The sequence below is a fragment of the Yoonia sediminilitoris genome (genome assembly GCF_003058085.1).
Taxonomy (GTDB): Bacteria; Pseudomonadota; Alphaproteobacteria; order Rhodobacterales; family Rhodobacteraceae; genus Yoonia; species Yoonia sediminilitoris.
Window position 1 is genome coordinate 22,074 of record NZ_QBUD01000014.1, and the last position, 17,915, is coordinate 39,988.

The window sequence follows — 17,915 nt, forward strand, 5'->3', positions numbered from 1 at the left end:
CAATGTGGGATAGCTTCAGCTGGAAAAGCGTGCGTTCCAAAGCTCAGCGCGTGCACGATCTCGCCTGTCATAGTCGGCGACAGCGGTTGCAAGATCGCGCGGTTCATCCGTTGCGCGGTCTTCACCGATATCCGTCAATCGCATCGAATACCACGCGGTGATGCCGCCCTCTGGCGGGTCGGTGAATTTTGGGAAAGCCGGGCCGCCGGATTTGGTGGCGCGCCACGCGTTTGGAAGTGCAGGGTCAAGGACTAGCGCGCGCGCCAAGCCGACCATATCGACAGCGCCATTCGCAAGGGCCACTTCCGCTTCCTCAAAGGTTTTGAAGCCTCCCGTAGCCATAAGCGGCTTACTTGTCTTGCTGCGCGCCTGTTGTGCAAAGTCAAGAAAATAGGGCCCTCGACCGATGCTGTCGGACGCAGACTGCGCACCGGGGAAATAGGTGCCCCCGCTGATGTCGATCAGATCGATGGTGGAATTATCCAGCGTTGCGATAACGGCAAGGGCATCCGTGGGCATGAAGCCACCCTTGAGCCGGTCACTTGAATTCAGTTTCACCGCAACTGGAAAGGCGGGTCCAACTGCGGCGCGGATGGCGTCAATCACCTCAAGCAAAAGTCGCATTCTGCCGTCGATGGACCCGCCATAAGCATCCTCGCGCATATTGAACAAGGGCGACAGGAACTGGCTGAGCAGGAATCCGTGTGCTGCGTGAACTTGGACGCCTGCAAAGCCGAGGTCCTTGGCGAGGGACGCAGTATGGGCAAATGCGGCGGGCAGCGCGCGGACCTCATCCAGTGACAAGGCCTCACATGTGAGGCCGGGCAGGTCCAGCGCGCTTGGTCCTTTGGGCGTGCTGATCTGCGGGTGCGCCATCGCCCCTGCGTGCCCGAGTTGCAGCCAAAGCTGCGCCCCGTCTGCCGCCCCGGCGTCGGCGAGTTTTCTGAATTGACCCATGTCAGAATCGTGCCGCAGGACAAGGTTGCCGGGCTTTTCCGCAAAATGGGGGTCGCCCTGTACTTCTCCGATGATCGACACAGCCACGCCGCCATTTGCCCAGCGTTCGTAAAGCCTGACTTGCGGATCAGTCGGGTTGCCGCGCCCGTCGCCAAGCGAATCCGACATGGCTGACTTGGCGATACGGTTCTTGAGGACAGCGCCACATGGCAAGGTGAGCGGCTGAAACAGGGACGGGTCTGCGTGGTCACCCATGCCGTGCCATTCCCCATACTTCAAACTCCGCGGCGCGCTTGTCGCGCAGCCTGGTTTCAACCTCGGGCGATAAGGCAAGCGGCATCTGTGGCGAGACGTTCTTTTGCTTGAGTGTGATCTCCATCCCCAGCCGATCTTCCAGATATCCGCGCCAGATATCCGTGGCCTCGTAGCGGAACAGATGCTCTACACCCAACTCACCGTCATTGATCCGCAGGAATTTGTTTTGCGAACCGACATTGGCATAGGGCGCGGGGTTTCCCTTGCAGTATTCCAGCACGAAATCATCAAAACTGACGTCGCGGGTGCTGTTTTCATGACCAATCAAATCGTCCCGCGTCCGGTATCGATACCAACTGCCCAGCCAGTCAATGGGATTACGCACAATCGCCATGAGTTCAGGCGTCTGACCGCCGGCCTGTATGAAAAACGGGCGCAAGAATCGTTTATAGCGATAGCACGGCGCATGCTTTAATTGTGGCGGATCACGCAGAACCATGGACGCACGCGGCGCCAATGCCCCCTCGATCGCGGTTGACCCTGTCTTGGGAACAGCCAGTAAAACAAGATTTTCTTTCCAGAAAACAAGCATTTGTTCGGCAACTTTCATTAGTCTGGCCACTGTACACTAATATTTAACCACTCCTGCCAGAAGATGAACCTGTAAAATTTTAGTTGCAATGTTCTTCTTTTGGTCTCATTTAGGGTGAGAACACAATAAGAACAAAGCAGTCATTGTAGCACCTGCGTGCGCATGAAATAAGGACGGGAAATATGGCAACGGCAGATCTCCTCAAAATGGTTGATAAAAAGACAGCAGACAAAGAAAAGGCATTGGAAAGTGCCTTGGCCCAGATTGAACGGCAGTTCGGTAAAGGGTCCATCATGAAGCTTGGCGGCGAAAACAAGATGGCCGATATCGAGGCGACGTCGACAGGCTCACTTGGGTTGGATATCGCGCTTGGCATTGGTGGGCTGCCAAAGGGCCGCGTGATTGAAATCTACGGTCCTGAATCGTCTGGTAAGACAACGCTGACGCTGCACGCCATTGCCGAAGAACAGAAAAAAGGCGGCGTTTGTGCCTTTGTCGATGCTGAACACGCGCTTGACCCGCAATATGCCAAAAAGCTGGGCGTGAACCTTGACGAATTGCTGATCTCCCAGCCTGACACGGGTGAACAGGCGCTGGAAATCGTCGATACGCTGGTGCGGTCGGGTGCCGTGTCGTTGGTTGTGGTTGACTCGGTTGCCGCCCTGACGCCGAAATCCGAATTGGAAGGTGACATGGGCGACAGTTCTGTCGGTGTCCACGCCCGCCTGATGAGTCAGGCGATGCGCAAACTGACCGGTTCGATCAACCGCTCTGGCTGTATGGTGATCTTTATCAACCAGATCCGGATGAAAATCGGCGTGATGTTCGGATCACCGGAAACGACGACCGGCGGGAACGCGTTGAAATTCTATGCCTCGGTGCGTCTGGATATTCGCCGCATTGGCGCGATCAAGGATCGAGACGAAGTTGTTGGTAACGCAACCCGCGTAAAGGTCGTCAAGAACAAGGTGGCCCCGCCATTCAAGCAGGTCGAATTCGATATCATGTATGGCGAAGGTATCTCCAAGAATGGTGAATTGCTTGACCTCGGGGTCAAGGCTGGCGTGGTGGAGAAATCCGGCGCATGGTTCAGCTATGGCGATGAGCGGATCGGGCAGGGCCGCGAGAACTCCAAGATGTTCCTGCGTGAAAACCCCAAGATCGCGCATGAGATCGAAGACAAGATCCGCGCGGCGCATGGTCTGGACTTTGATGCGGACAATGACGGGCCGGATGATGACAATCTGGTCGAAGTCTAGGTCCCGTAGACAATGGAACAGAGGCGTCACGTTGCGGTGGCGCCTTTTTCGTTTGTGCCTGTGGACAGTGCGGGGGCGCAGGGCTATTTCTGCCCCCGATAGCCGCATTTATGGAAACCTGCCATGACGTCCCTCGCTGATATTCGATCAACGTTCCTGAACTACTTCCGCAGCCAAGGGCATGAGGTCGTGGCGTCCAGCCCGCTGGTGCCGCGTAATGACCCGACGCTGATGTTTACTAATTCTGGCATGGTGCAGTTCAAAAACCTGTTCACCGGTGTTGAAACCCGTGATTACACGCGCGCGACCACCAGCCAGAAATGTGTGCGTGCGGGCGGCAAGCACAATGACCTTGATAACGTGGGGATGACCGCGCGCCACCTGACGTTCTTTGAAATGCTCGGTAATTTCAGCTTTGGCGACTATTTCAAGGAGCAGGCCATTCCCTACGCATGGGAGTTGGTCACAAAGGAATTCGATATCCCCAAGGACAAGCTGCTGGTCACGGTCTATCACACCGACGATGAGGCCGCTGATTTGTGGAAGAAAGTCGCGGGCCTGCCGGATGACCGCATCATTCGTATTCCAACGGATGACAATTTCTGGCGCATGGGTCCCACCGGACCTTGCGGGCCTTGCACCGAGATTTTCTTTGATCACGGAGAGCATATCTGGGGCGGTCCTCCGGGTACGCCCGAAGAGGATGGCGACCGGTTCATTGAAATCTGGAACCTCGTCTTTATGCAGGATGAACAGTTTGACGACGGCTCGACCAAGCCGTTGCCAATGCAGTCGATTGATACCGGCATGGGGCTGGAACGCATTTCGTCGCTGCTGCAAGGCACCAACAATGTCTTTGAAACCGACCTGATGAAGGCGCTGGTTGATGCCTCGGCTAATGCCACATCAACCGGGACGGATGAAAACGTCATCACCCACCACCGGGTGATTGCCGACCACCTGCGCTCTACCTCGTTTTTGATTGCCGAAGGTGTGCTGCCGTCCAATGAAGGGCGCGGTTATGTGCTGCGCCGCATCATGCGCCGTGCGATGCGTCACGCGCATTTGCTGGGGGCGAAGGACCCGGTCATGCACCAGCTTGTGCCCGCGTTGGTGCAGCAGATGGGCTCTGCCTATCCCGAATTGGGGCAGGGGCAACGCTTGATTGAAGAAACACTTCTGAACGAAGAAGTGCGGTTCAAGCAAACGCTGGATCGCGGTTTGAAGCTGCTGGATGATGAGTTGGCAGGGCTGCCTGAAGAAGCGGCGCTGCCGGGTGAAGCTGCCTTCAAGCTGTATGACACTTACGGTTTTCCGCTGGACCTGACGCAGGATGCGCTGCGTGAAAAGGGTCGGGCCGTTGATACCGAAGGTTTTGATGCGGCCATGGCCGAACAGAAAGCCAAGGCGCGCGCGGCATGGTCTGGCACCGGCGCTGCTGCGGATGCGGCGATCTGGTTTGATGTGGCTGACAAACATGGTGCCACGGATTTTCTGGGTTACGATACGCTGAAAGCCGAGGGCCAGGTGCAGGCGCTGGTTGTCGACGGCGCGCTGACGGACAAGGCTGACGGAGCAGTGCAAATCGTGCTGAATCAAACACCATTCTACGCCGAAGCAGGTGGTCAGGTGGGTGATGCCGGTGTGCTGCAAACGGAAACCGGTAGTGCCACGATCACTGACACCAAAAAAGTGGAAGGTGTATATGTGCATATCGCTGAAGTGACGCAAGGCACCATCAGCGCGGGCCAAGGTGCCACGCTGTCGGTTGATCCTTTGCGACGGGCAGCGATTCAGGCGAACCACTCTGCCACGCACCTGCTGAACGAGGCGCTGCGCGAAACACTTGGCGATCACATCGCGCAGCGCGGGTCGCTGAACGCGCCGGACAGGTTGCGGTTCGATTTCAGTCATACCAAGCCGCTTAGCCTTGATGAGTTGCGCCAGATTGAAAAGGACGTCAACGCCCTGATCCGCCAGAACACGCCTGTTGAAACCCGGATAATGACCCCCGACGATGCCCGCGCCATGGGCGCGCAGGCGCTTTTTGGCGAAAAATATGGCGAAGAGGTCCGCGTTGTTTCCATGGGCAAGCAGACAGGCTCCGGCAAGGGCGTTGGGGGCGACACCTACTCGCTGGAACTTTGCGGTGGCACCCATGTGCGGCAATTGGGCGAGATTGGCACCTTTGTGACTTTGGGCGATAGTGCCTCAAGTGCGGGCGTGCGTCGGATCGAGGCGCTGACAGGGCAGGCGGCACTTGATTATCTGCGCGCGCAGGATGCCCGGTTGGCGCAGGTTGCCTCCAGCCTGAAAGCCCCGGCAAGTGAAGTGCCCGACCGGATCAAAGCGTTGCTTGATGAACGCAAAGCACTCGCCAACGAGGTTGCGCAATTGCGGCGCGAACTGGCCATGGGTGGCGGCGCGAAAGAGGCCAGCCCGACCGAAACCATTAACGGGATTCCATTTCAGGCACAGGTCTTGTCGGGCGTCACGGGCAAGGACCTGCCATCGCTGATTGACGATATGAAATCAGCTATGGGCAGCGGGGCTGTCCTGCTGATCGCCGACACAGGCGGCAAGGCCGCTGTGGCTGTCGGCGTGACGGATGATCTGAAGGAAAAAATATCGGCTGTTGATATTCTGCGCGCTGTAACGCCCCAATTGGGTGGCAAAGGCGGCGGCGGTCGCCCTGATATGGCCCAAGGTGGCGGCGCGTCTGCTGAAAACGCCGATGCGGCAATTGCGGCTGCGAAACATGTGCTGGAGGAACTGAAATGAGCGCGCTTTGGATTGCCCATGTGACTGTCACGGACGACGCAGCATACAAGAAATATGCCGAATTGGCGGGGCCCGCGATTGCCGACCACGGCGGGATATTCATCGCGCGCGGTGGCCGTTATGTGCAACTTGAGGGCAAGGACCGTCCCCGCAACGTGGTGGCGCGTTTCCCGTCAGTCGAGGACGCGGTGGCCTGCTATAACTCAGATGCCTATCAGGCCGCGCTTGACCACGCACGCGGTGCGTCAGAACGCGAACTGATGGTGGTTGAAATCACCGATTAATTGTTATCCGACAGGCTGTTGCTGTTTTCAGCGACCAACGCTGTGATCGCATCGGCCAGATGCACCGTGTCGATTTGACTGTCGCCTGCGGCCACCCGGATCAGGTGCGCGCGGTGTAGCACGTCGGTATGGGTCAGACCGGCTGGTGGTTCAAACCGATAGGACGCCATTTCAATCAGCATACCGCAGGGATCGCGGAAATATATGCTGTCCATGAACCCACGGTCCTTGGGTCCGGAGTTCTTGATTCCACGCGCGGCGAGCCGATCAACTAATTGGTCAAAGGTGACTTTGGATACGTTGAACGCCAGATGGTGCAAATACCCCTGGCCCTGATCAATAGACTTATCGCCCGGTTTGCGGTTTTCGGATGTGAAAACGGTGATCAACCGCCCGTCGCCCGGTTCGAAATAAAGATGACCCTGTTTAGGGTCGTCCAGATTGGGTTGCTCGAAAACGAAAGGCATTCCCAGCACGCCTTCCCAGAAATCAATGGTGGATTGCCGGTCTGCGCCGGTGACGGTGATATGATGGACCCCCTGGGTCTGTAATTTGTGCATGTTTCCCCTCCGTATCCTCAATAATTTAGTGCAGTGAGCCTGCGCGAAAAGGGACGATAATGCGATAAACAGGATTTAGCAGAAATAATCGCGCCGCGTCGGTCGGTTTGCGCAAATGGTTACTGTTGCAGTTCGGCTTTGTCAGGGACGTTCGCGATCAAGGACAATGTCACCGCGCATGATCTGACCAACATAGGCGCAGGGGTCATCGCGTTGCGACAGATGCAGATAGGACTTCAGTGCAAAGCGATCGGGCGCAAGTGACATGTAGACGAGGTTGATCTCATCACGTGATATCCGGCCCCAACTTTCCGACATAGCCAGCACAGTGGCGCGGTCGCTTGGCGGCAAGCTACGGATTTGCATCGCATAAGCCAGATACTCTGCCGTTGTCGGGCAGTCAGGGAAGGGGCAGATGGCATCTTCATAGGAAGCATGGGTGAGTTCATGCATGATGATACTGGAAAAGAGCACAGAAGGTGCGATATTCCGAAATACGCTGTCTGCTGCCAGCGCATCCGGCAACGCCGCAGGTTTCAACAGGTCGATTCGCGCCTCACCACAATGGTAGAGACCCAGACACGCTGGCGCGAGCCGGTCCTTGATCGTTACGGACAGGGGCAACGGCACGGGCATATTGCAGGCAGCGAGTGCCGCGCTGCTCGTCGCGACCATTTCACAGACCCGCGCTGACAAGCCCGGATCACCACTCGTGACCGTGACTGCGAGGTCGGGGCACTGCAGCCCCTCTGCCTGCGCTGTCAGGGCAACAAGGGTAAATCCGGTGACAAGCCAAATTTTCAGTTGCATGCCCGCCCCTGTGCCCCATAGCCCAGCCAGAAAGCTAGTACAGAAACCGGCGACTTGCGATGATATAGATCAACGCGTCCTAGCTCGCCCGCGCCTGCCGCTTGCGCTCATGTGGGTCAAGATAGCGCTTACGCAGACGGATCGCGTTTGGCGTGACCTCGACCAGTTCATCATCGTCGATATAGGCGATGGCCTGCTCCAGTGACATGGTGACAGGTGTGGTCAGGCGCACAGCCTCATCAGTGCCAGACGCGCGCACGTTGGTCAGTTTCTTGCCCTTGAGCGGGTTCACTTCCAGATCGTTTTCGCGGCTGTGTTCGCCAATGATCATGCCGGTGTAAATTGCTTCCTGCGCACCGATGAACATCTTGCCGCGGTCTTCCAAATTCCAAAGCGCGAATGCGACCGATGAGCCATTTTCCATCGAAATCAGTACGCCCTGACGACGCCCGTCAATCTTGCCTTTATAGGGGGTTGTGCCGTGGAACAGGCGGTTCAAAACGCCCGAGCCGCGCGTGTCGGTCAGGAATTCACCATGATACCCGATCAGGCCACGTGACGGAACATGTGCGATAATGCGGGTCTTGCCAGCACCGGCAGGCTTCATTTCCGTCAGCTCGCCCTTGCGCGGACCGGTCAGTTTTTCGACCACCACGCCGGTATATTCATCATCCACGTCGATGGTGACTTCCTCGACCGGTTCGTGACGCTCTCCGTCGACCTCGGTGAAAATTACCTGCGGGCGCGAGATTGAGAGTTCAAAACCCTCGCGGCGCATGTTTTCGATCAAGACGCCCATCTGCAATTCGCCACGGCCCGAAACTTCGAACGCATCGCCGCCGGGCGTGTCGGCGATTTTGATCGCGACATTGACTTCGGCCTCTTTCATCAGGCGGTCGCGGATTACGCGGGACTGGACTTTTTTGCCGTCCTTGCCAGCCAGCGGGCTGTCGTTGATCCCGAACGTGACGGTGATGGTCGGCGGGTCAATCGGTTGGGCAGGGATCGCTTCATCAACCGACAGATCGCAGATCGTGTCGGCCACGGTGGCTTTCGTCATGCCGGCGAGCGTAACGATATCGCCAGCTTCGGCCACATCGATTGCTGTCTGGGACAGGCCGCGGAAGGCCAGCACCTTGGACACGCGGAACTGTTCGATCTTATCTCCATCGCGTGACAGGGCCTTGACGGTTTCGCCTGCCTTCAGCGTGCCGGCTTCGACCCGGCCCGTCAGGATGCGGCCGATGAACGGGTCGGCAGACAAGGTGGTCGCCAACATGCGGAACGGTTCGTCCTTGTGGGCGATTTGCGCAGGGGCAGGGACGTGATCGATGATCAGGTCAAACAGCGCGTCCAGATTTTCGCGCGGGCCGTCCAGTTCGGCGTCACACCAGCCAGCCCGGCCGGAGGCGAACATCGTCGGAAAATCGAGCTGGTCGTCGTTCGCTTCAAGGGCTGCGAACAGGTCAAAACAATCGTCAACAGCGCGGTCAGGTTCGCCGTCAGGCTTATCGACCTTGTTCACGACCACAATGGGGCGCAGGCCAAGTGCCAGCGCCTTGGAGGTCACGAATTTCGTCTGTGGCATCGGCCCTTCGGCGGCATCGACCAGCAAAACAACACCGTCAACCATCGACAGGATACGCTCAACCTCGCCGCCAAAGTCGGCGTGGCCGGGGGTGTCGACGATGTTGATGCGGATGCCTTTCCATTCGACGGACGTACATTTCGCAAGAATAGTGATCCCACGCTCGCGTTCGATGTCGTTGCTGTCCATGGCACGCTCTTGCGTGGCCTCGTTTTCACGGTAGATGCCCGATTGTTTCAGTAGTTCGTCAACGAGGGTCGTTTTGCCGTGGTCAACGTGTGCGATGATCGCGATATTGCGAATGTCCATTGGTCTGCCTTTGTACGGAAGTTGACGGGCGGATAGCGTGCAATTGCAGCAAAAGCTACCCCTTATTGGGCGGTGTGCCTTTTAGTGCGTGCTTGTGCTGGAAAATAGATGGATAATCAGGATTCCCAGAAGGATCAGGCTGATCCCCAAAATGGCGGGAAAATCCAGCCGCTGTCCAAAAACCACAAAACCGATGGCAGCAATCAGAACGATGCCCAGACCGGACCACATCGCATAGAGGATACCCACGGGCATTTCCTTCAGCGCCAGTGCAAGCAGATAAAAGGATGCAGCATAGGCGACAATGCACAGCACTGATGGCCACAGCCGCGTAAACTGTTGGCTGGCCTGCAAGGCCGTTGTGCCAATCGTTTCGGTCGCGATGGCGATGATCAGAAAGATGTAGTGAGCGGGCATGCGGGCATCTCTAGCTTAGCAGCATATTTGTGTCACGACCCAATTTTTCGAAAAATTTGAGACAGAAACAGGGCGTCGGGTCTGACCGATTTAACGCCATCAAAATGATGGTCGCGTATCGCTCTTGTGACGGATATTCTCGGGGTGTTGCATCATGGGCTGCGGATACTACAGGGTTTTGCTTTTGTTGTGCGGCACTTTGTTGGTTTCGGCTTGTGGTGGTGGGTCAGGCGGCGGCAATGTGTCAGGGCCCGTCGAGGTTCCGCCGGATGCGACGCCGCAGGAAAACGGGCTGCCCTATGGCGGGGCTGGCTGGACCTTTGAAGACGCCGAAGAGGCGGATATCATTGCAGTGGGGGCCGATTACGAGAGTGCCACAGGGACGCAAACCCAGTTGGGGCAGTTGCGTTTTGCATCCGGTTTTTTTGCGGCAGACCCGACCGAACGTGATGCCGTCGCAACCCTGTTCGGCGAAGAAGTCATTATCACAGGCGGTGAAGGAACATTGGCCAATGGGCAAACCGTGCGGATCACATTTGACCCACAAATGGCGGGCGAACATGCGGGCTTTGTGCATGTCCTGTCCTATGCAGCACTTGATTCCGTACAACCTGCCGACCCGGTCAATGGTGAAGCCGCTTATGTGTTCGGCTTCCTGACTGACCCGGACATCATCAATGAGCGGATCGCGGGGAGCGTCACCTATAGCGGTGATCTGTCCGGCATTGGCGCCGTGTCCATAAATGGTGTCCAGTACGGGTCCCCTGCCGGAACAGAATTGGATGGCGCAATCGCGATAAATGCGGACTTCAAGGCAAATCGAGTCGCTGGAAATGTGTCAGCCAACTATGACGCCGGTGCGCGCACCGTTGCCGTCGACCTGTCTATGGACAGCACGCTGTTTGCAGGCAACACCTTTGCCGGGACATTTGATTGCAGCGGCAGTTGCACATCGGACACGGACATGGATGCTGCTTTTTATGGACCCAACGGGCAGGAAGTGGCTGGTGTGCTCGCGGTCGACACCACCCATGACATCAGCGGTAATCGCTATGATTTCGAAGGGGTCGGCAGTTTTGTGATTGTCCCGCAATAGTGCGATGCAGACATAGCTGGGCTTTGGGTTGCGGAATTAACCATGATTTCAATTATTTAGCGAGTGACCGCCGCCATCATTGGGCCGCAATTCGCCGGTATTGAGTCAAATTTTAGTCTTACTGTTCACTTAGTCGGTCCTGGTAACGATTCATTAGGGACCAACATATGTCGAAGAAATTTATCGCACCAATTCTTGCCGTGGCCGCGGTTAGCGGTTTGGCAGGCTGTGAAATCAAACTTGCACCAGTTGACACGGTCAGTCTGGACAACACGGCCGAGCCGGCATCGGACCCGGTGAATCCGCTCTATTTCGGGACGCAATCGGGTGAAGCATCAGCGACCGGAATCGCCTTTGCTTCGGCAGAAGAGGTTTTCGATCTTGCTCGCGATGGTCTGGAATCTGGCGGGACTGTTCGCGTCGTCGCGGTTGAGCGGGATGAGGCTGGCAATGCAAGGCTGCGGATCACAGATGAAACTCTGACAGTCACGCTCCCTGAAACGGAAGGGGATCGCAGGCTGGTGGTGACTTTGACTGACCCCAACGGGCTGCGTTCGAGCGAAAACATGAGCGAAGACAATTATATCTTTGTTGATCAGGGGTATAGATTCGCCTCCGAGGACGGTCGGCCCAGTGTAGCGACAGTGTTCTTTCAGGACGAAACTACCGCGGGATTCGCTGTTTTTGGGGCCGAAACCAACCCTGACGAACTGGTCCCGTCACTTGGAACCGTAAATTATGAGGCACCGCTGCGACTGACGGGCGCGGTCGTAGACGGCGGTGGTCTGGAAAGCCGTCTGCGTGCTGGCGGCTTTATTTCGTTGGACGCTGACTTTGCACAAAGCTCGGTCACTGGTGAAATGGAACTTTTTCTGCCGGTTGATTTGCCGCTTGAGCAAATGGAACTGCCAATGATGCGCCCTGAAGGAACCCTAACCGTTGCGTTGGAGGAGGCCGATATCCTCGGAAACGGATTTGGCACGACTGCGAATACGGTGGTTTCAAGTGTCGATGGCGCGACCTTTACGTCTGACAGTAATGTGGGTGGCGTGTTTTATGGACAAGATGCAGAGACCGTTGCAGGTGTGGTCGGTCTGGACATCACGGCAACAAATGATGAGACCGGCGAAACCCAGCAATTTATCGGTGCAGGCAGTTTCGTGTCGGGCGATGAATTCGGCATGCTCCGGCGTTAGGGTCAGGACCACAGGCGCCGTCCGGCAAATAAATAAGGCCACCCCACGGGGTGGCCTTTTGCATAAATTGCTTTCACTTCATTACATCGCTGCATTCAGATTTTCGTCGATCTTTTCAAGGAAACCTTCGGTGGTCAGCCAGCTTTGGTCAGGTCCTACCAGCAGCGCAAGGTCTTTTGTCATGTGACCGCTTTCCACAGTGTCCACGACAACCTTTTCCAGCGTCTGAGCGAACTTGGCCAGTTGCGCGTTATCATCCAGCTTGGCGCGGTGCTTGAGCCCACCGGTCCAGGCAAAGATGGAAGCAATCGAGTTGGTCGATGTGGCCTGCCCCGCCTGATGCTGGCGGTAGTGCCGCGTCACAGTGCCATGAGCTGCTTCGGCTTCGACAATTTTGCCATCGGGAGTCATCAACTGGCTCGTCATCAGCCCCAGCGACCCAAACCCCTGCGCGACCGTGTCGGATTGCACATCGCCGTCATAATTCTTGCAGGCCCATACAAATTTGCCTGACCACTTCATGGCAGAGGCCACCATGTCATCAATCAGACGGTGCTGGTAAGTGATACCCGCTTTGTCGAAAAGTTCTGCGAATTCTTCATCAAATACCTGCTGGAACAGGTCCTTGAAGCGTCCATCATAGGCTTTCAGGATCGTGTTCTTGGTCGAAAGATACACTGGCCAGCCAAGGTTCAGCCCGTAATTCAGGGATGCGCGCGCAAAGTCGATGATCGACGCATCAAGGTTGTACATGCCCATCGCGACACCGGCACCGGGGCTGTCAAAGACCTCTTTTTCAATCACTGTGCCATCTGCACCAACGAATTTCATCGTCAGTTTGCCGGGACCGGGCATCAGAAAATCGGTGGCCTTGTACTGGTCGCCAAAGGCGTGGCGGCCAATGACAATGGGATGGGTCCAGCCGGGCACAAGGCGCGGGACATTCTTGCAGATGATGGGGGCACGAAAGACCACGCCACCCAGAATATTGCGGATCGTGCCGTTGGGGGAACGCCACATTTTTTTCAGCCCGAATTCTTCGACCCGCTGTTCATCGGGCGTAATCGTCGCACATTTGACACCCACACCGTACTTTTTTATCGCTTCGGCGGCATCAATGGTGATCTGGTCATCGGTGGCGTCGCGCACCTCCATTCCCAAATCGTAATATTTCAGATCCACATCCAGATAAGGCAAAATCAGCTTTTGCTTGATGAAATCCCAGATAATCCGGGTCATTTCATCCCCGTCCAGTTCGACGATGGGGTTCTGTACCTTGATCTTGGACATGCGCTTGTCTCCGCAATGATTGAATCTATGGGATGCGCATAGCGCACTTTCCACCAAACAGAAAGATGGTATGCATTCGTATACAAATTGTGAGTATTTGGTAGACTCGGTAGCCTCGGAAGGGTCGTTTCTGCTTGATCTTGGCCGGGACTCGAGGTCTCACATTATAATTTAAAATCAATGATTTGCTATTTCCATTTGCGCGGTACTGTCTCCTTCTGGCTCACTTCGAGCCAGCATAGAAAGGTGGATTAAACGGAGGATGAAAATGCCGCTAGATAAACTCTCGGCGGTGAAGGTGAAAGCCCTCGGCGCAGGCAAATATAACGACGGCGGCGGGCTTTGGTTCTGGAAAAGATAGGACGGCGGCCACTAATAGGTCCTCCGGGTCACAGTCCACGGTCGGCGGCGGGAGATGGGTCTGGGCGGTTCGGACATGACGCTCGCAGATCGCCGCGACCGATCACTGCGATCAGGTCTCTCCGGCCGTGTTAGAGGCATAATAGGGTCGGACGGCGTCCCGTTTATGGAGGCGATCGTCGGGATGTTGGCACGGCGGGATATAGCGCACATGCAAGAAGGCATGGATGCGCCTATGACGGCGGGCAAGCGGTTTGTGCCGACAAACCCAGGTCGAGGTGGAGATTGATATGGCCGCATGGGAGGATAAGTTCGCGCGCTTTCCGGGATCGAGGTTTCGCGGAGACACGATCAAGGCGGCGCTCCAGGGGAAGGGCTTCCACGAGTTCCGGGTCACGGACGATTGGCCTGTCGGCTGCAATTGAGGGCGGTTCGACAAGAAGCACCCGGTCTTCGTTCGGCGCGAGGCCAATATAGGGGCCAATGGGGTCAGTTGTTCCAATAGACTGAAGAACTTTTAAAAGAGATCTCTGGGGGTGGATATAGGGCCTTATGGAGCGGTTATAGGGGTTTTGTGGTGGCGCGTTCTCTGATGTGGGAAAGTTGGCCCCATGGGTCCCCCGGCGGCTGATCGGGGGGTAGTTGCGGCGGCCTGGGACTGGATCGAGCCCCGGTCCTGGGGGCTGGGGAAGTTGATCGGCCAAGCCCCACAAGGATAGCGGCCCATACCTATAGGAATTCCAGTTAATGGAAGGTTAGCTCAGGACCTCCAGCCGAGAGCACCGGTTCACCTTTGTCCGTGACCAGGAGACTGACTTTTCCCAGTATAAGAACCGAACACAAGACACCAATTCACACGCCTGACGCCCGGACAAGCCGTGTCGTTCCATCACGTCACGCCGTATCTGCACGAACTGAGATCGGCATTAGGTCCGCGGTGCGGACGAAACAGCCGCCTGCTGCGACTGCGTGGCTTGCTTTTTAGTGGTCACAGTGGGTTCGTAAGAAGACAAAAACAAAGCACTGCTTGTAATGCGCGCCGGAAAGTTCAAGGTCACGAATCTTCAACAATAGATAGTAAAGCAATCAACTTAAGAGACGTTTTGACTTCGATCAATCCAGCAAAGTCAACTGACGATATTATCCAAATTTACTGAACTTACCGAGGATAGAGAAAGTTTGGCCGATTAGGACATTTCCATGGCAAGTAATTTTTGTTCAATAGAAATCTGACGGCATGCGTGGTTTGAAACGAGGTTTGACCAAGTGATGCTCTGTCCTCCAGATTGGAGGAAATATTATGATTACACGACGTAGCTTTCTGGAATTTTCCACTATTGCGGGAGGTGCCTTCGCGCTCCCGGGACTCTTCGGCGCGACACGAACCGCAGCGATACCGTTGGCGGCTGGGCTGTCAGATCCAAGCTTGCAGCCCAAGTTCATCGAACTCGCGCCGAACGCTCTTGACCCTGCTTTCCTGTACAAAGACCTGAACGAGAATGGAAAACCCGCTATGAAGCCGGACTTTTCCGTCAAGGCTGGCGAAAACATTCAGGAGACCGGGCTGGTCGACCCCAAGAACGGCAGACGGCTCAAGACGCCAATCTGGGGCTATGGAAATGATACAATATCATGGCCCGGCCAGACCATTCAGGTGGTAAGCGCCTCTCACGGTGGCGCTGAGGAAACCATCGTCAGGTGGGCAAACGAGATCAAAGCCAATGAGCATCTGCTGCCTGTCGACGAAAACCTGCACTGGTGCTACTCGCTGCATGGCGCCTCGTCGGCCAATGGCGTCGACTACCGCGCCTACAGCATCAAGAAGAACGGCGTGCCGATGATTCCGCATCTGCACGGGGGGCGCACCGACTTCCAATTCGACGGCAACCCGGAATACTTCTTCAGCACCGACGGCGATGTAAAGGGGCCACAATGGGATTTCGTCGAGGGGGGGTTCCAGACGGATTTCCGCTACGACAACAACGTCCAAGCGGGCAACCTCTGGTACCATGACCACGCGCTTGGAATCACGCGTCTCAACGTCTACGCCGGGCTCGCCGGCTTCTACTTCGTGCGCGACGAGTTCGATACCGGCCAGCCGGACAACCCGCTTGGGCTGCCGGCCTTCCCCTACGAACTCGCTTACGCGATCCAGGACCGGATGTTCACCAACAAGGGCAACCTCTTCTATCCTGCCTATCCAGGTGATCCGTTCTACGACGATTTCATCACCGGCGAGGGCGCGGTGCTCCCGCCGGACCTGTTCCCGGGCGGCGGCCCGACCGCGCTTGCCGAGTTCTTTGGCGATCACGTGGTGGTGAACGGGAAGATCTGGCCCAAGGCAAATGTTGAACCGCGGCATTACCGGATGCGGTTGCTGAACGGTTGCGACTCGCGTTTCATGGTGTTGCGCTTCCGGGCTGCGGCTGCACCCTCCGCGACCAACCTTGACGGTGCGAGCGCGCCGATCCCTTTCTGGGTTATCGGGATGGATCAGGGCTTTGCGAAGGAACCGACGCAGACCGATACGCTCGTCTTTGAACCGGGTGGACGCTACGACATTGTCTTCGATTTCTCCGGTGTCCCCTCAGGATCGCGCGTGATCATGGAGAATATCGGCGGCGACGCGCCCTTCGGCGGAGCCTTCGGCGACGACCTCGACTCTGGGGACCTTTTCCCTGACCGTCAGACCGACCGCATCATGGCTTTCGACGTGGTGGTTTCGCTCAATTCAAGCATTCCCGACGCGTTCGACCCGTCGGCACTGCCGGGCTGGAAAGGCAACATGGCGCAGGTTTCCAACTTCCGCCAGGTTGCGCTCTTTGAGGGCACTGATGAATTTGGTCGGCTGCAGCCCCTTCTTGGCACAGTGAACGGCGACGGGACAGCGACCGGGTATACGTGGTTCCAAGACACGACCGAGGTTGTTTCGCTTGGCACGACCGAGATCTGGGAGATCTACAATTTCACTGGCGATGCACACCCGATCCACCTGCACCTCGTAGACTTCGAGGTGCTTGATCGTCAGGATTTCACCTTCACTTCGGATGGAACGGTACCGGTGCCGCAGCACAGCGGTGCATTTGGCGAGGTCGTGAACGTGACCAGCATCACCGAGGCTGGGGGCGTGCCGGACCGTCCGGAAATCGTGGAGAACGGTCCGCGGGACATGGTGACCGCGCTTCCGGGGGATCCGGACACAGGGATCGGGCAGAAGGTGGCAATCAAAGCTACCTTCGACAAACCCGGTCGCTATGTCTGGCATTGTCATATCCTGTCCCATGAGGACCATGAAATGATGCGGGTGCTGGAAGTCATCTAGATCGTCAGTGCAGATGACGCCACAGCTTGAACCGCATGTTCGAAGAGGCGCGAGGGGGTAGCCGGACTCCGGTTTTGGCTTCCCTCGAAAGTCCGGCGGCATGTATGCATTATGGGTGGCCTGCAGATGATCGCCGGTGGCGGGTGCAGAGCCGCGCTTGCCTCTAAGACTGGTTGGATCGCCGTGAATGTCGGCTTGCTCCATGCGTTGGCCACTGACCCGACCTTCTTCGATACAGCCGGTGAATGTCGTCTAGAACAGGTGTCGTAGAAGTTCGCTCTCCCTAAACCGACCATGCCGGTTCTTTGAGAAGGTGGAATGATCCGGGACACGATCGCTCAGATCGAGGCGGCAGAACCAACGATACGCGAGGTTCAGATGCACCTCTTCGCAGAGCTACCGCTCTGACCGGATGCCAAAGCAATAGCCGACCAGCAGCATCCGGATAAGCAGTTCGGGATCGACCGACGGGCGACCCGTATGGCTGTAGAACACCGCCAGATGGGCGCGGATACTGCTCAGGTCGACGAACCGGCCGACGGATCAAAGCAAGTGATTCATGGGGATGTGATACTCGAGCGAGAACTCGTAAGACAGCGCCGGTTGCGCATCTTGCTTCGGGCCCATCATCGCCGATCCTCTCCTCAATTGCAGGAATTGAATCAGCAGTTCAACTCTCGATCAAAGAAGAGGTTTTCAACAAAATTCGACCTTAATACCAAAATAGACTTGCTGCAGGATTGGTCACTTTGGAAACGAAGCGGCCGTTCGCTTCGCTCTGCCGCAAGGGCTGCTCAGCGGGACAAAGCCGCTTTTCGTTGGGCAATGTGCTACGGTTC

General features: G+C 56.6%; 13 protein-coding genes and 1 pseudogene. 6 read left to right on the forward strand and 8 right to left on the reverse strand.

All coding sequences use genetic code 11. The annotated features are described in order from the left end of the window. Nucleotides 1–15: 15 nt before the first annotated feature. Together C8N45_RS18975 and C8N45_RS18980 are read right to left on the reverse strand one after the other, a co-directional pair. Nucleotides 16–1,212 carry an NADH:flavin oxidoreductase/NADH oxidase family protein gene (locus tag C8N45_RS18975; protein WP_108387901.1) on the reverse strand — a complete coding sequence of 399 codons (1,197 nt, stop codon included), beginning with the start codon at nucleotides 1,210–1,212 and terminating at the stop codon, nucleotides 16–18. Further along, nucleotides 1,205–1,804, reverse strand: a complete 600-nt coding sequence (locus C8N45_RS18980) for a gamma-glutamyl kinase (RefSeq protein WP_108388075.1) — start codon at nucleotides 1,802–1,804, stop codon at nucleotides 1,205–1,207. The genes C8N45_RS18975 and C8N45_RS18980 overlap by 8 nt, the downstream gene beginning before the upstream one ends. A 182-nt stretch (nucleotides 1,805–1,986) precedes the next feature. Here C8N45_RS18980 and recA point away from each other — a divergent pair, with 182 nt between their 5' ends. From recA to C8N45_RS18995, 3 genes are all read left to right on the forward strand, one after another. After that, on the forward strand, nucleotides 1,987–3,063 hold the full coding sequence (gene recA / locus C8N45_RS18985) for a recombinase RecA (RefSeq protein WP_108387903.1): 1,077 nt from the start codon (nucleotides 1,987–1,989) through the stop codon (nucleotides 3,061–3,063). A 123-nt stretch (nucleotides 3,064–3,186) separates the two neighbouring features. Then, a complete protein-coding gene (gene alaS / locus C8N45_RS18990) occupies nucleotides 3,187–5,844 on the forward strand; it encodes an alanine--tRNA ligase (protein ID WP_108387905.1) in 2,658 nt (885 codons plus the stop codon). Then, complete coding sequence (locus tag C8N45_RS18995; protein ID WP_108387907.1) at nucleotides 5,841–6,128, forward strand: DUF1330 domain-containing protein; 288 nt, start codon at nucleotides 5,841–5,843, stop codon at nucleotides 6,126–6,128. Before alaS ends, C8N45_RS18995 begins: the two co-directional genes overlap by 4 nt. On the opposite strand, the gene C8N45_RS19000 is transcribed toward C8N45_RS18995, so the two are convergent. The 4 genes from C8N45_RS19000 to C8N45_RS19015 form a co-directional block, all read right to left on the reverse strand. Continuing rightward, nucleotides 6,125–6,688, reverse strand: coding sequence for a VOC family protein (locus tag C8N45_RS19000; RefSeq protein WP_108387909.1), 564 nt, complete (start codon nucleotides 6,686–6,688; stop codon nucleotides 6,125–6,127). The two genes, C8N45_RS18995 and C8N45_RS19000, sit on opposite strands and share 4 nt — an antisense overlap. A 141-nt stretch (nucleotides 6,689–6,829) precedes the next feature. Further along, a complete protein-coding gene (locus C8N45_RS19005) occupies nucleotides 6,830–7,498 on the reverse strand; it encodes a DUF6639 family protein (RefSeq protein WP_108387911.1) in 669 nt (222 codons plus the stop codon). A gap of 79 nt (nucleotides 7,499–7,577) precedes the next feature. Then, entirely contained in the window at nucleotides 7,578–9,395 is a 1,818-nt protein-coding gene (gene typA, locus C8N45_RS19010) for a translational GTPase TypA (protein ID WP_108387913.1), read from the reverse strand. Between the two features lie 81 nt (nucleotides 9,396–9,476). Next, nucleotides 9,477–9,812, reverse strand: coding sequence for a DMT family transporter (locus C8N45_RS19015; protein WP_108387915.1), 336 nt, complete (start codon nucleotides 9,810–9,812; stop codon nucleotides 9,477–9,479). Nucleotides 9,813–9,966: 154 nt separating this feature from the next. On the opposite strand from C8N45_RS19015, the gene C8N45_RS19020 reads away from it, so the two are divergent. Beyond that, the gene (locus C8N45_RS19020; protein ID WP_108387917.1) at nucleotides 9,967–10,908 is read left to right on the forward strand and encodes a transferrin-binding protein-like solute binding protein; all 942 of its coding nucleotides are present in this window, start codon (nucleotides 9,967–9,969) and stop codon (nucleotides 10,906–10,908) included. Between the two features lie 167 nt (nucleotides 10,909–11,075). After that, on the forward strand, nucleotides 11,076–12,104 hold the full coding sequence (locus tag C8N45_RS19025) for a transferrin-binding protein-like solute binding protein (protein ID WP_108387919.1): 1,029 nt from the start codon (nucleotides 11,076–11,078) through the stop codon (nucleotides 12,102–12,104). Between the two features lie 81 nt (nucleotides 12,105–12,185). Here the strand turns inward: C8N45_RS19025 and C8N45_RS19030 are convergent, their stop codons facing one another. Beyond that, nucleotides 12,186–13,394 (reverse strand): NADP-dependent isocitrate dehydrogenase, encoded by a 1,209-nt coding sequence (locus tag C8N45_RS19030; protein ID WP_108387921.1) that lies wholly within the window; start codon nucleotides 13,392–13,394, stop codon nucleotides 12,186–12,188. A gap of 1,660 nt (nucleotides 13,395–15,054) precedes the next feature. Between C8N45_RS19030 and C8N45_RS19035 the strand changes: the two genes are divergently transcribed. Then, nucleotides 15,055–17,076 carry a multicopper oxidase family protein gene (locus tag C8N45_RS19035; RefSeq protein ID WP_108387923.1) on the forward strand — a complete coding sequence of 674 codons (2,022 nt, stop codon included), beginning with the start codon at nucleotides 15,055–15,057 and terminating at the stop codon, nucleotides 17,074–17,076. A 255-nt stretch (nucleotides 17,077–17,331) separates the two neighbouring features. Here C8N45_RS19035 and C8N45_RS19040 read toward each other — a convergent pair. Beyond that, nucleotides 17,332–17,706: pseudogene (locus C8N45_RS19040) on the reverse strand (transposase); the annotation flags it as partial. Nucleotides 17,707–17,915: the final 209 nt, after the last annotated feature.

What these genes read in the sequence shown, in the direction of transcription:
- C8N45_RS18975 (WP_108387901.1), bottom strand. Translation starts at nt 1,212, where the DNA reads ATGGGTGACCACGCAGACCCGTCCCTGTTTCAGCCGCTCACCTTGCCA.
- C8N45_RS18980 (WP_108388075.1), bottom strand. Translation starts at nt 1,804, where the DNA reads ATGCTTGTTTTCTGGAAAGAAAATCTTGTTTTACTGGCTGTTCCCAAG.
- recA (WP_108387903.1), top strand. Translation starts at nt 1,987, where the DNA reads ATGGCAACGGCAGATCTCCTCAAAATGGTTGATAAAAAGACAGCAGAC.
- alaS (WP_108387905.1), top strand. Translation starts at nt 3,187, where the DNA reads ATGACGTCCCTCGCTGATATTCGATCAACGTTCCTGAACTACTTCCGC.
- C8N45_RS18995 (WP_108387907.1), top strand. Translation starts at nt 5,841, where the DNA reads ATGAGCGCGCTTTGGATTGCCCATGTGACTGTCACGGACGACGCAGCA.
- C8N45_RS19000 (WP_108387909.1), bottom strand. Translation starts at nt 6,688, where the DNA reads ATGCACAAATTACAGACCCAGGGGGTCCATCATATCACCGTCACCGGC.
- C8N45_RS19005 (WP_108387911.1), bottom strand. Translation starts at nt 7,498, where the DNA reads ATGCAACTGAAAATTTGGCTTGTCACCGGATTTACCCTTGTTGCCCTG.
- typA (WP_108387913.1), bottom strand. Translation starts at nt 9,395, where the DNA reads ATGGACATTCGCAATATCGCGATCATCGCACACGTTGACCACGGCAAA.
- C8N45_RS19015 (WP_108387915.1), bottom strand. Translation starts at nt 9,812, where the DNA reads ATGCCCGCTCACTACATCTTTCTGATCATCGCCATCGCGACCGAAACG.
- C8N45_RS19020 (WP_108387917.1), top strand. Translation starts at nt 9,967, where the DNA reads ATGGGCTGCGGATACTACAGGGTTTTGCTTTTGTTGTGCGGCACTTTG.
- C8N45_RS19025 (WP_108387919.1), top strand. Translation starts at nt 11,076, where the DNA reads ATGTCGAAGAAATTTATCGCACCAATTCTTGCCGTGGCCGCGGTTAGC.
- C8N45_RS19030 (WP_108387921.1), bottom strand. Translation starts at nt 13,394, where the DNA reads ATGTCCAAGATCAAGGTACAGAACCCCATCGTCGAACTGGACGGGGAT.
- C8N45_RS19035 (WP_108387923.1), top strand. Translation starts at nt 15,055, where the DNA reads ATGATTACACGACGTAGCTTTCTGGAATTTTCCACTATTGCGGGAGGT.